This window comes from Rhodococcus sp. FH8 (assembly GCF_019266085.1).
GTDB classification, from domain to species: domain Bacteria; phylum Actinomycetota; class Actinomycetes; order Mycobacteriales; family Mycobacteriaceae; genus Rhodococcus_F; species Rhodococcus_F qingshengii.
In genome coordinates this window covers 514,703-528,467 of the sequence record NZ_LPNQ01000065.1, presented here as the reverse complement: position 1 = coordinate 528,467, position 13,765 = coordinate 514,703, and the positions used below count along the sequence as shown (strand labels likewise).

The window sequence follows — 13,765 nt, the reverse complement described above, 5'->3', positions numbered from 1 at the left end:
GAGTAACAGATAATCAGGGAGCAACCAGTCATGGCCAAGCGCGCCAAGTTCGTGAAACCGGCCTCACGCAGCATCGTGTCGGCGCAGGTCGTGGCGAACAAACGAATCAGCCCCAGCTTCATCCGGGTGACCATTGCCGGCGAAGAGCTGTCCACCATCGCTCCGATGGGTGCCGATCAGTGGTTCCGCATGTTCATCCCGCAGGTCGGCCAGAGTGAACTCCGGTTGCCGAGCGCGGCCAGCAATCTCTGGTATGCGCAGTACCTGTTGATGTCCAAGGACACGCGACCCGTCGTGCGCAACTACACGATTCGCGCCTACCGTGCTGCCGGATCCGGTCTCTTCGGCGAGACCACGGAGATCGACATCGACTTCGCTTATCACGGCGACATCGGCCCGGCATCCGCGTGGGCGGACACCGCGTCGGCCGGCGACGAGGTCGCCCTCTTGGACGAAGGCTGCATCTACAACCCCACACCCGAGGCCAAGTGGCAACTGCTCGTCGGCGACGAGAGTGCACTTCCCGCGATCATCGGCATTCTGGAATCCGCGCCCGCAGACCTGCGTGCCGAGGTCTTCGTCGAGATTCCGAACATCGAAGACAAGCAAGACATTCCGGAGTTGGCGAACGTCAACGTGCATTGGCTCGTTCGCGAGGACGAACACGCGACGCCGGGTGTTCTGACCCTCGAGACCGTCCGCGCCGCCGAACTGCCCGAGGGGCCGTCGTACACCTTTGTCGCCGGCGAACAGGCACTCACCACCGGGCTGCGTCGGCACCTCGTGAACGACCGGAAGTTCGCCAAAACCGACATCACCTTCACCGGCTTCTGGCGCCACGGACATTCGGCTCACTGACAAACGCACCGAAAACGACGAGTGGCCCGAGAGAAACTCCCGGGCCACTCGTCGTTTTACGTTCGCTTATGCAGCGTGCTTCTGGATCACATCGCCCAGACGCGGCAGAGCTGCAGTCACATGCTTCTTCGCCGAACCGCGCAGCTTCGAGTACATCGACTTGACGACGGCCTTGTCGCTGCCCTCGATACGCTCGTCCGTCACCTCGAGGAGGGAATCGGCAACCGCGTCACCGCGGGCGCTGATGAAATCGGCGAAGCTGCCTTCACCGGAAGCCGAGAATTCCTGCCAGTACGGCTCGAGCTTTGCCACGAAAGCCGGCAGAAGCGCGGTGACGGCGTCCGGCACGATGGACGGGCTCACCTTCTTGACCGCGCCGTAGCCACCCTTGAGAGCCAGCCCTGAGGCCCCCGACTTATCCGAAACCTCTGCGTCGATCAAGGTCTGCACGTCCGCGACGACCGCGGGAACCCGTGATTCCTCGAGCAGGGTTTCGTTCAGAGCTGCAACCACTTTCGATCCCTTCATTCTTCACTGATGTTCATCAGGTCGCGCCCGAGACTATACGAAATTCGGCTGGTCCCTACTGCCGAGTATCCGATGGCAGCGCCGAGCCCGCTCCAGCCACCAGTCGCGCCGGTCCGCGGGCGCGGCCAGCGTCTCGAGCAGAACCGGATCAGGCTCGACGGCACCCACCGACAAAGCACCGTCGACAGCTGCCCCGGTGACCGCGACATCCCGGACGAACAGGCCGCCTGTACCGAGACCGCAGGCAAACGGAAGCGAAGGCAACGCTGCCGCGGCCGCCAGTCCTGCGGACATCCCCACAGCCGTGTCCAGAGCGCTCGAGACCACCACCGGCACCCCGTAGTCCGCCAGCTGCGCCGACAGCGCCACCACAGCACGCATTCCGCCCAGCGGCGGCACCTTCACGACGGCCACGTCCGCTCCCCCCGCTCGTACGACGCGCAGCGGGTCCTCGGCACGGCGAATGCTCTCGTCGGCAGCGATCCGCACACCGGTCCCCGCGGCGCGGACCCTGACCAGTTCCTCGACGCTTCCACACGGCTGCTCGGCGTATTCGAGTTCACCGTCATCGGTGATCGCTCGCAAGGCCGTGATCGCCTCGTCCACGCTCCACCCGCCGTTGGCGTCGACGCGCACGTTCGGGATGTGCCGACGCACCTCGTTCACCCGGGCGACGTCCTGCGCCAGCGACTGTCCCTTCTCGGCGACCTTGACCTTGGCTGTCCGGGCCCCGGGGAAGCGCTCCAGCAATTCCGGAACGGCAGACGCGTCGATCGCCGGCACGGTCGCGTTGACGGGAACTGCGTCACGAAGCGCAGGCGGCGGACCCAGCCACGCCGCTTCGATACCCGCGAGCAGCCACTGCGACGCCTCGTCGTCGTCGTACTCGACGAACGGGGCGAATTCTCCCCACCCGGCCGGGCCGCGAACGAGCAGGGCCTCACGAGTCGTGATGCCGCGAAAGCGAACTCGCATCGGCAGCGCGAGCACCACGGCGTCCGCGATCAGATCGTCGAACGAGGGGAACATGTCAGGGCTGTCCCGGAAGCAGTTCGATCATGAGCGCCTCACCGTCGGCGAGGAGCTTGCCGTCGAGATCGGTCAGGCGCGCGCTGACAAAAGTCTTGCGACCCTCGACCCGATCCACCTGCCCCTCGATCACCAGTTGTTGATTGAGCGGAGTGATCGCGCGGTAATTGATGTGGAGGTAGCCGGTGCGGGAGATCGGACGGCCACCCGCGTGGACCGTCATCCCGAAGACGTCGTCGAACAGCAAGGGCAGGACACCGCCGTGAGCGGCGCCGTTACCGCCCAGGTGGTAGCGGCGGAAGACGCCGGTACTGCGGACTCCTTCGGTGTCGAACTTCTCGACCATCCACGGGAGCATGAGGAGGCTGCCGCGTCCGGGCAGTTGGATGTTCGAGCCTGCGGGCGACTTGCCTTCCGGGACCTCGTACGGAGTCAACCGATCGGCAAGTTCTTCGGCTTGCGTAGCGATGTCTGCGAGTACGTCGTCGGGAACATTGGTCGAGACGGCAAGGTCCTGCAACCTGCGCATCGCTTCGACGAAGCGGCCGAAGTCCGGACCTGCGGGAGTGTGCCGGAACCGTGGAAATCCGCCCCGCTTCTCACCGTCTGTGACGATCTCCGTGCCGTCTGCGGTTTGTTCGCTCATGACCTGCACGTTAGCGCGCCCGGGAACGTGTTCTACCTCAGGTATCCGTTAGACGCGCGAGCCGTGCCTCTATCGTGGCTCAGGTGACCTTCAACCCGCAGCTCTGGCGCCCTGTCCCCGGATTCGAGAACCTCACCGACATCACCTACCACCGGCATGTCAGCCAAGGCACCGTTCGCGTCGCCTTCGACCGACCGGAAGTGCGTAATGCGTTCCGCCCGCACACCGTCGACGAGTTGTACCGCGCGCTCGATCACGCCCGGATGACCTCCGACGTGGGAGCGGTGCTCCTGACCGGCAACGGACCGAGCGAGAAGGACGGCGGTTGGGCGTTCTGCTCCGGCGGAGACCAGCGCATCCGTGGTCGCAGCGGCTACCAGTACGCCGAAGGTGAAACGGCGGACACCGTCGACAAAGCACGCGCCGGGCGCCTGCACATCCTCGAGGTCCAGCGCTTGATCCGCTTCATGCCGAAGGTCGTGATCTGCCTGGTCAACGGCTGGGCTGCGGGCGGCGGCCACAGCCTGCACGTGGTGTGCGACCTGACGCTCGCCAGCCGCGAGCACGCACGGTTCAAGCAGACCGACGCCGACGTCGGAAGCTTCGACGGCGGCTACGGCAGCGCCTATCTGGCAAAGATGGTGGGCCAGAAGTTCGCTCGCGAGATCTTCTTCCTGGGTGAGACGTACACCGCCGAGGAAATGCATCAGATGGGCGCGGTCAACAAGGTTGTCGACCACGCTGAACTCGAAAACGTCGCGATCGACTGGGCCGGCAAGATCAACGGCAAGTCGCCGCAGGCACAGCGGATGCTCAAGTACGCGTTCAACCTGCAGGACGACGGGTTGGTCGGCCAGCAGCTGTTCGCCGGTGAGGCAACACGTTTGGCGTACATGACCGACGAGGCCGTCGAGGGTCGTGACTCGTTCCTCGAAAAGCGTGATCCCGACTGGTCACCATATCCCTGGTATTTCTGACACAGTAGGTGCGAGAGGGAGGTCGGACGTGGAGATTCTGAGCAGTCGGACGATATTGCGCCCGAGCGAGTACGAACGAACGCTGAGCTTCTACCGAGACACCCTCGGTCTGGCGATCGCTCGTGAATATCCCGGCGGCACAGTCTTCTTCGCCGGCCAAGGGCTGATCGAAGTCGCTGCGCACGGCGGCACCGGCGAGGGCGGCTTTCGCGGCGCGATCTGGCTGCAGGTCCGGGACCTCACTGCCGTTCAGACCGAACTGGTTCTCGCCGGGGTCAAGATCGCGCGCGAGGCAAGACAGGAACCGTGGGGTCTACACGAGATGTGGATCGCCGACCCGGACGGGACACCGATCGTGATGGTGCAGATCCCGGAGGACCATCCCATCCGACGCGATTCCCGGCCACCGTCCGCGTAGTCGAGACACCGCTGTAGCCGAGACACCGCTGTAGCCGAGCAATGACAGATGCCCGCCACGACTTTCGTGGCGGGCATCTTTCGGTTCTTCACAAAGATCAGTTGCGCGTGCTCAGCGCCTGAGAGATCTGATCTGTCTGTGCCTGGCCCTCGAGCAGTTGGCGAACCAACCACAGCCGCAGCACCTTTGCCACCGATGCGGCCAGGAAGAGTGCGGCACCGACCACTGTCAGGGCGAGGAAAACCACGGTGAGGATCTGGTACGACACCAGATCCCGCAGGTCCGAGAGCGTCAGCGAAGAGATGTAGACGACGAAGGCGCCGACCACTCCGACGACCATGAGCACCAGGCCCGCGATGCGCGTCGCCGCGTCGCCGCCTGCCTGCTTCTTGTCCAGCTTCAACTCTGCGATGTTCTTCTTGAATTCCTCACGGCGATCTTCGGCGAGAGTAGTCATCGTCATCCTCCTAGATAACTGGTAGAAAGTTCGTTTTCGATGTCGTGTGGATCGCCGGTCTTGACGACGCGTCCCTGCAACATCAGTGCGGCCGAGGTCGCGATGGGCAGCACCGCTCGCGCGAACTGCTCGGCGACGAGAATGGAAATGCCTTCGGCTGCAAGCGAGCCGACGACGTCGTACATCTGCGAGACGATTCGAGGTGCGAGACCCATCGACAGCTCGTCGAGCAGGAGCACCGTCGGGTGAGTGCCGAGTGCCCGTGACAGCGCCAGCATCTGCTGCTCACCACCGGACATCGATCCGGCCAACTGTCCGCGCCGCTCCCCCAGGATCGGGAACCTGCCGTACGCAACCTCTTCGAGTTCGGCCAGCCCGACGCCCGTTCCGGTGGCGATCCACAGGTTTTCCCGCACAGTGAGGTTGGCGAAGATCCCGCGTCCTTCGGGGATGGAGCAGACCCCCAGCCGAGCCAACTCCGAAGGCTCGACTCCGTTCACGACCTGGCCCGCGAGCCGGAACTCGCCGCGGGTGACCGGAAGGACGCCCGAGCAGATCTTGAGCGTCGACGTCTTGCCGCCGCCGTTGGGTCCGAGCAGCGCCACCACGGCGCCCGGTTCCAGAATCAGGTCCACCCCGTGCAGAACTTCGATGGATCCGTAACCGGCGCGGACACCGGACAGTTCGAGCAACGGTTCGGCGCGGTCGGGGCTGCGTATACCCTCGTCGATTTTCGCCTCGCCAATTTTCGCTGACGTCATACCGCCTCCTCCTCGGTCCCGATGTAGGCCGCGATCACTTCCGGATCCGTCCGGATCTTCTCCGGATCACCCGAGGCGAGGACTGCGCCGTAGTCGAGCACGTGGATGGTCGAGCACACTTTCATCACCAGCGGAATGTCGTGCTCCACCAGACAGATTCCGAGTCCACCCGCAGCAAGTTCGGTGAGCATCTCGGCAAAGACCTCGGTTTCCTGCTCGGTCTGACCCGAGGCCGGTTCGTCGAGCAGAAGCACTCGCGGGTCGGTCATGAGGGCTCGTGCAACTTCGACGACGCGAGCCCGTCCGGTGGGGATGTCCGCGACGTCCTTGTCCGCGACATCCGTGAGCCCGGTCAGCTCCAGCAGGCGATCGGTCTCGCCGTCCACGTCGATCTTGTTGCGGCCGTTCGCCTTGTGGATGTCTCCCGCGACGCGCAGGTTGTCTCGCACCGACAGCGAGACGAACAGTTCGAGCCGCTGGAAGGTACGTGCCAGCCCGCGCCCCGCCCGCTTGTGCGGCGGCAGCTTCGTCACGTCGACGCCACCGAGGAACACCTGACCGGAGGTGGGTTTCTGCAGCCCGGTGATGGTGTTGAAGAGCGTCGTCTTGCCGGCACCGTTCGGTCCGATGAGTCCTGTCACCGTTCCGGGTTGCACGGTGAGCGAAACGTCCTTGACCGCGACGTGTCCACCGAAACGAACGCTCACACCGCGCGTTTCGAGAAGTGGTGTATCAGACATGGACGGTCAACTCCTTCGGCGAGCCACCCTGGTACTGAGGAATCCCCAGTTCGCGGTCGATCTCGTCACGGATCTCGGGGCTGTAAGGGACATCGATCTCGATGTCCTCGGGAACGACTGTCGCTTTGGCGGCCAGTTCCTCCGGAGTGAGAACCGCGCTGGGCATGACCATCTCACCGATCACCGGCAGCATGAACACCACCGCGATCGTGATGGACGCGAACCACCAGTTGCCGAGTACACCGGTCAGAGCAAGGACGTAGGTCAGCAGAACGACTGCGGCGCCGCCGATCAGAACAGGCTTGGCACCGGCGAGCCGTCGGTAGCCCTCGATCACGCTGTGGACCGTTCCGCTGGGGTTCGCGCCGACGCCGATGCCGATCAGTGCCGGGCTGACTGCCGCGATGTTGCCGAAGAGCAGCCACATTCCCTCCAACTCCGGTTGCGCCGAAGCCAGATTGGTGAACGAGACCATGATGACCGCAAACCCGATTCCGGCCATCAGTCCTCCGAACAGGGCGCCGGTGACGTATCCGATACCCGCGACGACGGTCAGCATGAGCAGCGAGAGGCTGACCATGATGGCAAAGCTCTCGCCCGAGACGGACCCCATGGCGCTCGACATCAGAATGCCGCCGAGACCGGCGATCCCCGAAGAGATCATGAAGACACTCAGCTTGAGCCGAACCAGGCTCTGTCCGAGCATGGCCGAACCGGCCGGGCTGTCCTTCATCGCAGCGAGTCGGCGCCCGTAGCCGCTGTTACGCAACGCGATGACGCCGACGCCGAGTATCGAGAACAGCGCGGTCACGGTCATCAGGAACACCGTCTCGTTGCTCAGATCGAGCGGACCGATCTTCAGCGGAGGGAGGGCGATGTTCCCGTCCTTGAACAGCGAGTACTTCATGCCGAACATCTCGTGTTCGGTGGTGTCACGAAGAACCATGTTGGAGAGGAACACTCCGAAGGCCATGGTTGCCAGCGCGAGATACAGCCCTCTCAGCCGCAGCGCCGGTAGGGCGACGAGGCCACCGATCACGGCGGTGACGAGGACTCCGACGACGATGCCCCACAGGTTGAGGTGCGCAGCCAACCCGGAACCGGAGATCCCGAAGTGGAAGGCCACGATGGTAGCGATAGCGCCGAAAGACACCGGCGCCAAGTTCAATTCACCCGCGTAACCGGTGAGGAGTGTGAGCGAGAGCGCGATGATCGCGAACGTCATTCCGATGGTCAGTGTGGTGACGGCGGAGGTCACCATCAGCAGACGGATCAGGTACACGATGACGATCAGTGCCACGCCCCAGACGACGGCCTTGCGCACGCTCGGAACGTGGTAACGCTCGCGAGTACGGGTGACCGCTCCACGCAACCGGTCCTGTGGGAGCACGATCAGCACCACGAACAGCGCGATCATCGGCAGGGAGACACGGAAATTCGACGTCCAACTCCAACTCGTCGGGAAGTACGCCAATACGTACGTACCGGCAAGCCCGAGGACCACGGCGCCGACGAACGTGCGCGGAATGCTGCGCAACCGGCCGAACATGGCCGCGGCAAACGCGTCGATCACCAAGAGTGTCAACATGTTCGCCTCGAGTGTGCCGCCACTGATCGGGGTGATCAGGATGCCGGCCAGGACTGCGAGCGTCGAACCCATCGCCCAGGACAGGGCCGCAAGACGCTCCGGATTGTGGCCGTTGAGGCGCAACAGTTCCGGATCGTCGACGACGCCGCGCATCGCGACACCGGCGCGGGTGCGCGTGAACAGGATGCGCAGGCCGACGGCGATGGCGATCGCAACGAGGATACAGATCAACTCGTGGTAGCGGATGCTCGCGCCGAACACCGTGATCTTGGACTGGTCGCCGAAGAACATCTGCATCGTCCGAGCGGTCTCGGGGTGCCAGAACCAGTGCGAGATCGAGAGCATTCCGAGCAGGATCGAGACCGTCACAACGATTTTGGTGACCTCGGCGGTATCGCGCAGACCCTTCATGATCAGGACGTAGAGGCCGAGGCCCATCAGTGGCCCGACCAGGACGAGTGAAATCAGCAAAGCGACGAAAGTGGGAAGTTCCCAGCCGTAGCGCAACTGCCAGTAGATGAACGCACCGAGCATTGCCTGTGCACCGTGCGCGAAGTTGAAGATGCCTGACGTGTTGTACGTGAGTACCAGCCCGGAGGCGGCGATCGCGTACACGGACCCCAGGACCAGGCCCAGGATCGTGAAAGTGACAAAAGTGTTCATGGCTGAACCCTCGTTAGGGACTCGGGCGGCGGTTGGCGCTCGCCGCCCGAGTCGGAAGAATCAGGACTGCGGCTTGATGACGTTGGCGTTCTGGTACTTCGTCGACACGCGGTCAGCGCCGAGTTCGGTTCCCCAGGTGCTCTTGTCGGTCGCGACGAGGTACTTGGGGTCACACTTGAATTCGCCCGCGGTGGACGGGAACGCCTGCGAGTAGGTACTGCCCTTCAGCGAGGTCATGAGTCCGCAGGTGGCCGGCATGTTCTTGCCGGGATCGGTGACGGCATGCAATCCGCCGCCGTCCCACTCGTGAATGTTCGAGAGTTCGTTCACCATGCACTGACGCGTCAGATCGCTACCGCACTCGTCCGCGGCGGCCGCCCACAGTAGGAACGACGACGCCGCCTGCATACCGAGGAGCGCGGTCTTGCCACCCTGCTCGGAGACCAGATCCACGTACTTCTTCACTGCGGGCACCTTGTCCGCGTTCTCGAGCATCTGGAAGGTCATGCCCGCGTTGAGGTTGTCGAGCAGTCCGGTGTCCTTGTTCCAATCGGAGACGGTCGCGCCGTACCAGGTGGCTTCACCGAAGAAGACGGGATCGATCCCGACCTGGTCGAGGGCCTTCACGAAGTTCAGCTCCGACGGGCTTGCCGATCGTGACGTCCAGATCCCCTTCGCGCCGCACTCCTTGTACTTCTCGGCGAACGGCACATAGCTCGATTCCCCCTCGTAGTTGAGTGTGACGCCGCAATCCTTGAGCTTGAAGCCCGCAGCCTCGGCGATCGAGCGAATCTTCGTGGTGGAGCTGATGATCGTGGGCATCGTGCTGTTGACGACGTCGAAGTCGTTCACCAGATCGGGGTGCATCTCGGCCATCTGGAACCACTGCGAACCGTTCGCGTAGTCGACCGGGAACGGGACACCCTGGAATGTCATCGGTCCGTTGGCTGCGTCGGGTGACACGGTGAAGCCTGGCACGGACACCAGGTTGCACGCGACACGCGTCTGCTCGGCGGTCTGATCCATCGCGAAGCCGTAGCCGACCATCATGAACTGGCTCGCGCACGCTTCCTGCATGACCGAGTTGGCCTGCGTCATCGCGGCGTCGTAGTCGGTACCGACAACCTTGCGGCCGTTGATGCCGCCCTGATCGTTGCACCAAGAGATGAGCGCGTTCACCGCATCGCTCATTTCCTTGTTCAGCCCAGGAGACTTCACATAACCGCGGTCGTCACCGAACCCGATCTTGATCTCGGTGTCGCTGACGCCTTGATCGGTTGCGCCGGTGGCGTCGCCTTCACCACAGGGCGAATCGAGGGTGCCGAACTTCGCGTCGGATGTGCTCGACGCAAGGTCTGCGCTGACGCCGGGTCCGCCGACAGCGACGGCGTAGGGATCGTCACCACGATTCGATGCGCAGGCTGACGCCAGAACGGCGGTCGCGGCGAGTGCCACGATCAGCTTCGTGGACTTGTTGGGCTTCACGGTCGGAGCTCTCCTTCTCACTGACAGACACCGAGAAACAGGGGTGAAACCCCTGTTCCGGTGCGCTCGGTGCCCGTAGGTAATCAGCGTTTAAAACGGTCCGAATGTGCCTTCCCGGTGAGTGAGACCAAAAAGTGAGGTCCCACACAGGGTTCCGATTTCGTGGCGCTGAACACATCGCGAACGGCAGCGCCGCAGCCCACGCGCGGGGACGTACTCCGCGGAGCCCCTGTTCGCATCCCGTTCGCTGTACTTTTACGCGTTCGATACGCACAATTCACGTTGTGACCGCAGAGCTCGTAATCCTCCTGGTGGTAGTTGTCACCGCCCTCGCGTTCGATTTCACGAATGGTTTTCACGACACCGGTAACGCAATGGCCACCTCCATCGCGACCGGAGCACTCAAGCCCAAAGTTGCGGTCACACTTTCCGCGATCCTGAACCTGGTCGGTGCGTTCCTGTCCGTCGAGGTCGCTGCGACCGTGGCCAAAGGCGTCGTCAACCTCGGCGCGGTCAGTGGGCAGGATCTGCTGCTGATCGTCTTCGCCGGTCTCGTCGGCGGAATCATCTGGAATCTGGCGACCTGGCTGCTCGGATTGCCGTCGAGCTCCTCACACGCACTGTTCGGCGGATTGATCGGCGCCGCAATCGCCTCCATCGGTATGGGCGGCGTCGAGTGGGGTGGAGTTCTGACCAAGGTCGTCGTCCCCGCGATCCTCGCGCCGGTCGTCGCGGCCCTGGTCGCAGGCGTCGGTACCAAGCTCGTGTACCGAATCACCGCATCCGTCAAGGAAGACGAGCGTGAGCGCGGTTTCCGTTTCGGCCAGATCGGCACCGCCTCATTGATCTCACTTGCGCACGGCACCAATGACGCCCAGAAGACTATGGGCGTCATCTTTTTGGCCCTGGTCGCTCACGGCACCATCACCGCCGAGACCGAGATGCCGTTCTGGGTGAAGTTCACCTGTGCCGTCGCGATCGCTCTCGGCACCTACCTGGGCGGTTGGCGCATCATCCGCACCCTGGGCAAGGGCCTTGTCGAGATCGCCGCGCCGCAGGGTCTGGCAGCCGAAGCGTCGTCCGCCGCCATCATTCTCACGTCGAGCCACCTCGGACTCCCCCTCTCGACCACCCACGTCGCCACCGGATCGATCCTCGGTACCGGCATCGGGCGCAAGGGCGCCGAGGTCCGCTGGGGCGTCGCAGGCCGGATGGCCGCCGCCTGGTTGATCACCTTGCCGTCGGCCGCAGTGGTCGGCGCCATCTGCTGGGCACTCGCGCATCTGATCGGCGGCCTGGCCGGCGTGCTCGTCGTCTTCGCTGCCCTCATCGCGTTCGCGATCTTCATGTACCTGCGTTCGCGTAAGGAACCCGTAGACGCCGCCAACGTGACCGCCGAATGGGACGACAATCCGGATGCGACGGCTCGCGAGATTCCGACTGCTGATCCCACTCCGTCCACCGAACCCACTCGCAACTCCTGAAAGGGGCGCAAGAGAATGCATCTACTCACCGATACCCTCGATTCGCTCTGGCAGGTAGTGGCAGTCGGACTGCTCTTCGGAGCCGGACTGCCGGCGATCTTCGCCTTCGGCCTCAAGTCGCTGAGTCTGCCGAACGCCGACGGCACCGAAGGACCGTCCACCCTGGGTAAAATGGGTGCGTACCTCTGTTTTGCGGTCGTGCTCGTCACGATCTTCGCCGGAATACTGTTGTTGATGAAGAACTTCTTGGCCAGCACGTTCGGAATCCACGTCTTCTGAGTGGTCGTCGCGGCACACCACTGAAACCACCGAAACGAAAATGAGGCCGAGGATTTGAGCAAGTATTCATTGCGCAGCGTGCTCGACTGGCTGCGTGCCGGGTATCCCGAGGGCATCCCGGACAAGGATCATTTTGCGCTGCTCGCCGTTCTCCGTCGTCGTCTGACCGACGAGGAGATCGAGCAGGTCGTTTCGATGTCCATCGAGTCGGCACACGAAGTGCCGGACCGCCATGTCGACTACGACACCATCCGCGCCATCATCGAGGGAATCCTCAACGAGGAGCCGTCCGAGGACGACGTCGATCGTGTCACCGAAAGGCTGCGCGCAGGTGGGTGGCCGGTCATCGAAGACGTGGACACCGACAACGAAGTTCGAGACGTGAGCTGACGTCATGGCCCTTCCGCCCTTCCTCACGTCGATAGTCGGCTGGTTGCGGGCCGGCTATCCCAATGGCGTCCCCGAGCAGGACTACATCCCACTTTTCGCGCTCCTCACTCGCAGACTCTCCGAAACCGAGGTCGACGCCGTCGCCGACGCGTTGATCGAGGACGGCGATCTGCCCATCGAGAAGACCGACATCCAGGTCCTCATCACGAAGATCACCAACGAGATGCCACTCGAAACCGACGTCGACCGAGTACGAAGCCATCTGGCTGCCGGTGGTTGGCCGCTGGCCGGGCCGGACGTCCGGTGAACGTTCTTCGCACACTGGCCGTTCCACAGGGTGAGGCGGTCTTCGAGGTACTGCCTGCCATCGCGCAGATCCTGGACGGCGTGCACGACGCCGTGCTTCCCGTCCCGGCGGCCGACGCACGCGAGACGGCCCGACTGAGCGACGCTCTGCACCCCGATCAGCCCATCGACGACGGCATCTCGCTGGTGGTCGCCACGTCGGGGACCACCGGAACCCCGAAGGGCGCGATGCTCGCCGCGAGCGCACTGCGAGCCAGCGGCGACGCGACCCACGAACGCCTCGGCGGCACCGGATCCTGGTTACTGGTTCTCCCCCCGCACCACATCGCCGGGATGCAAGTTCTGTTGCGCAGTGTCCTCGCCGGAACACAACCGGTGATCGTCGACGTCAGTGCGGGTTTCGACCCTGCCGCATTGCCGGGCGCTGTCGCCGCGATGAGCGGACCGCGCCGCTACACCTCGTTGGTGCCGACGCAGTTGGTCAAGGCACTCGGTGATCGCGCCGCGGTCGAGGCTCTGGCTTCGCTCGACGCGGTTCTGCTCGGCGGCGCTGCCACTCCCGCACCGGTACTCGCGCAGGCCACCGAAGCGGGCATCACCGTCGTCCGCACCTACGGGATGAGCGAAACGTCCGGCGGTTGCGTCTACGACGGAATCCCGTTGTCCGGAGCACAGATTCGTATCGACGACGGGCGAGTACTGCTGGGCGGACCGATGCTCGCGTCCGGGTACCGCGGGCTTCCCGACCACCCTGCCTTCGCCGAACCCGGATGGTTCCGGACCGACGACGCCGGATCTGTGGTCGACGGGGTCCTGCGCATCAGCGGCCGGTTGGACGAGGCAATCTCCACCGGTGGGCTGACCGTCGTACCGCAGGTGGTCGAGGCCGCGCTGGCCGATCACCCCGCCGTTCGCGAGTGCGCGGTGATCGGCATCGAGGACCCGCGGCTGGGGCAGCGGGTGGTGGCCGTCGTCGTACCCGAGGGCGAAGCTCCGACGCTCGATGAACTACGCACACATGCGCAGCGGACACTCGACGTCACCGCGGCGCCGCGCGAGCTGTTCGTCGTGGACGCACTGCCACTCCGGGGGCCGGGCAAGCTCGACCGCGCCGCACTGGTAGCGCGGTTCAGCTAGCAGCCGCAGCCCGATTGTT

Annotated in this window: 16 protein-coding genes; 8 read left to right on the top strand and 8 right to left on the bottom strand. The window is 64.0% G+C overall.

The genetic code is table 11. The features are described 5' to 3' along the window. The first annotated feature begins 30 nt into the window (after positions 1-30). Positions 31-858 (top strand): siderophore-interacting protein, encoded by an 828-nt coding sequence (locus ATN38_RS16890; protein WP_042453072.1) that lies wholly within the window; start codon positions 31-33, stop codon positions 856-858. 66 nt (positions 859-924) lie between these two features. Here the strand turns inward: ATN38_RS16890 and ATN38_RS16885 are convergent, their stop codons facing one another. Genes ATN38_RS16885 through ATN38_RS16875 form a run of 3 tightly spaced genes read right to left on the bottom strand, consistent with a single transcriptional unit; the run spans position 925 to position 3,061 of the window. Continuing rightward, positions 925-1,371 (bottom strand): hypothetical protein, encoded by a 447-nt coding sequence (locus ATN38_RS16885; RefSeq protein WP_003941973.1) that lies wholly within the window; start codon positions 1,369-1,371, stop codon positions 925-927. 48 nt (positions 1,372-1,419) lie between these two features. Continuing rightward, entirely contained in the window at positions 1,420-2,415 is a 996-nt protein-coding gene (locus ATN38_RS16880; RefSeq protein ID WP_073512131.1) for an o-succinylbenzoate synthase, read from the bottom strand. A 1-nt stretch (position 2,416) separates the two neighbouring features. Further along, positions 2,417-3,061, bottom strand: coding sequence for a PaaI family thioesterase (locus ATN38_RS16875; RefSeq protein ID WP_037129937.1), 645 nt, complete (start codon positions 3,059-3,061; stop codon positions 2,417-2,419). Positions 3,062-3,144: 83 nt separating this feature from the next. Here ATN38_RS16875 and ATN38_RS16870 point away from each other — a divergent pair, with 83 nt between their 5' ends. Together ATN38_RS16870 and ATN38_RS16865 are read left to right on the top strand one after the other, a co-directional pair. Continuing rightward, a complete protein-coding gene (locus tag ATN38_RS16870; RefSeq protein WP_024487301.1) occupies positions 3,145-4,038 on the top strand; it encodes a 1,4-dihydroxy-2-naphthoyl-CoA synthase in 894 nt (297 codons plus the stop codon). Between the two features lie 28 nt (positions 4,039-4,066). Beyond that, on the top strand, positions 4,067-4,456 hold the full coding sequence (locus tag ATN38_RS16865) for a VOC family protein (protein ID WP_003941917.1): 390 nt from the start codon (positions 4,067-4,069) through the stop codon (positions 4,454-4,456). A 97-nt stretch (positions 4,457-4,553) separates the two neighbouring features. Here the strand turns inward: ATN38_RS16865 and ATN38_RS16860 are convergent, their stop codons facing one another. From ATN38_RS16860 to ATN38_RS16840, 5 genes are read right to left on the bottom strand one after another with little or no spacing between them, the layout of a single operon-like run. Beyond that, positions 4,554-4,913 carry a hypothetical protein gene (locus ATN38_RS16860; RefSeq protein ID WP_003942018.1) on the bottom strand — a complete coding sequence of 120 codons (360 nt, stop codon included), beginning with the start codon at positions 4,911-4,913 and terminating at the stop codon, positions 4,554-4,556. A 2-nt stretch (positions 4,914-4,915) separates the two neighbouring features. Further along, positions 4,916-5,674, bottom strand: a complete 759-nt coding sequence (locus ATN38_RS16855) for an ABC transporter ATP-binding protein (RefSeq protein ID WP_003941866.1) — start codon at positions 5,672-5,674, stop codon at positions 4,916-4,918. Continuing rightward, the gene (locus tag ATN38_RS16850; protein WP_003942056.1) at positions 5,671-6,414 is read right to left on the bottom strand and encodes an ABC transporter ATP-binding protein; all 744 of its coding nucleotides are present in this window, start codon (positions 6,412-6,414) and stop codon (positions 5,671-5,673) included. Before ATN38_RS16850 ends, ATN38_RS16855 begins: the two co-directional genes overlap by 4 nt. Continuing rightward, positions 6,407-8,665 (bottom strand): ABC transporter permease, encoded by a 2,259-nt coding sequence (locus tag ATN38_RS16845; protein WP_218748268.1) that lies wholly within the window; start codon positions 8,663-8,665, stop codon positions 6,407-6,409. Before ATN38_RS16845 ends, ATN38_RS16850 begins: the two co-directional genes overlap by 8 nt. A gap of 60 nt (positions 8,666-8,725) precedes the next feature. Then, complete coding sequence (locus ATN38_RS16840) at positions 8,726-10,150, bottom strand: ABC transporter substrate-binding protein (RefSeq protein ID WP_064443322.1); 1,425 nt, start codon at positions 10,148-10,150, stop codon at positions 8,726-8,728. Positions 10,151-10,434: 284 nt separating this feature from the next. Between ATN38_RS16840 and ATN38_RS16835 the strand changes: the two genes are divergently transcribed. Genes ATN38_RS16835 through menE form a run of 5 tightly spaced genes read left to right on the top strand, consistent with a single transcriptional unit; the run spans position 10,435 to position 13,746 of the window. Next, entirely contained in the window at positions 10,435-11,634 is a 1,200-nt protein-coding gene (locus ATN38_RS16835) for an inorganic phosphate transporter (RefSeq protein ID WP_063314761.1), read from the top strand. A gap of 15 nt (positions 11,635-11,649) precedes the next feature. After that, entirely contained in the window at positions 11,650-11,913 is a 264-nt protein-coding gene (locus tag ATN38_RS16830; protein ID WP_003942079.1) for a hypothetical protein, read from the top strand. A gap of 54 nt (positions 11,914-11,967) precedes the next feature. Continuing rightward, the gene (locus tag ATN38_RS16825) at positions 11,968-12,303 is read left to right on the top strand and encodes a DUF3349 domain-containing protein (RefSeq protein ID WP_003941853.1); all 336 of its coding nucleotides are present in this window, start codon (positions 11,968-11,970) and stop codon (positions 12,301-12,303) included. A gap of 4 nt (positions 12,304-12,307) precedes the next feature. Continuing rightward, the gene (locus ATN38_RS16820) at positions 12,308-12,610 is read left to right on the top strand and encodes a DUF3349 domain-containing protein (protein ID WP_003941976.1); all 303 of its coding nucleotides are present in this window, start codon (positions 12,308-12,310) and stop codon (positions 12,608-12,610) included. After that, positions 12,607-13,746 carry an o-succinylbenzoate--CoA ligase gene (menE, locus tag ATN38_RS16815; RefSeq protein WP_218748266.1) on the top strand — a complete coding sequence of 380 codons (1,140 nt, stop codon included), beginning with the start codon at positions 12,607-12,609 and terminating at the stop codon, positions 13,744-13,746. The genes ATN38_RS16820 and menE overlap by 4 nt, the downstream gene beginning before the upstream one ends. Positions 13,747-13,765 lie beyond the last annotated feature (19 nt).

Coding starts and splice junctions, on each gene's coding strand:
- ATN38_RS16890 (WP_042453072.1), top strand. CDS start 31: ATGGCCAAGCGCGCCAAGTTCGTGAAACCGGCCTCACGCAGCATCGTG.
- ATN38_RS16880 (WP_073512131.1), bottom strand. CDS start 2,415: ATGTTCCCCTCGTTCGACGATCTGATCGCGGACGCCGTGGTGCTCGCG.
- ATN38_RS16875 (WP_037129937.1), bottom strand. CDS start 3,061: ATGAGCGAACAAACCGCAGACGGCACGGAGATCGTCACAGACGGTGAG.
- ATN38_RS16860 (WP_003942018.1), bottom strand. CDS start 4,913: ATGACTACTCTCGCCGAAGATCGCCGTGAGGAATTCAAGAAGAACATC.
- ATN38_RS16855 (WP_003941866.1), bottom strand. CDS start 5,674: ATGACGTCAGCGAAAATTGGCGAGGCGAAAATCGACGAGGGTATACGC.
- ATN38_RS16850 (WP_003942056.1), bottom strand. CDS start 6,414: ATGTCTGATACACCACTTCTCGAAACGCGCGGTGTGAGCGTTCGTTTC.
- ATN38_RS16845 (WP_218748268.1), bottom strand. CDS start 8,665: ATGAACACTTTTGTCACTTTCACGATCCTGGGCCTGGTCCTGGGGTCC.
- ATN38_RS16830 (WP_003942079.1), top strand. CDS start 11,650: ATGCATCTACTCACCGATACCCTCGATTCGCTCTGGCAGGTAGTGGCA.
- ATN38_RS16820 (WP_003941976.1), top strand. CDS start 12,308: ATGGCCCTTCCGCCCTTCCTCACGTCGATAGTCGGCTGGTTGCGGGCC.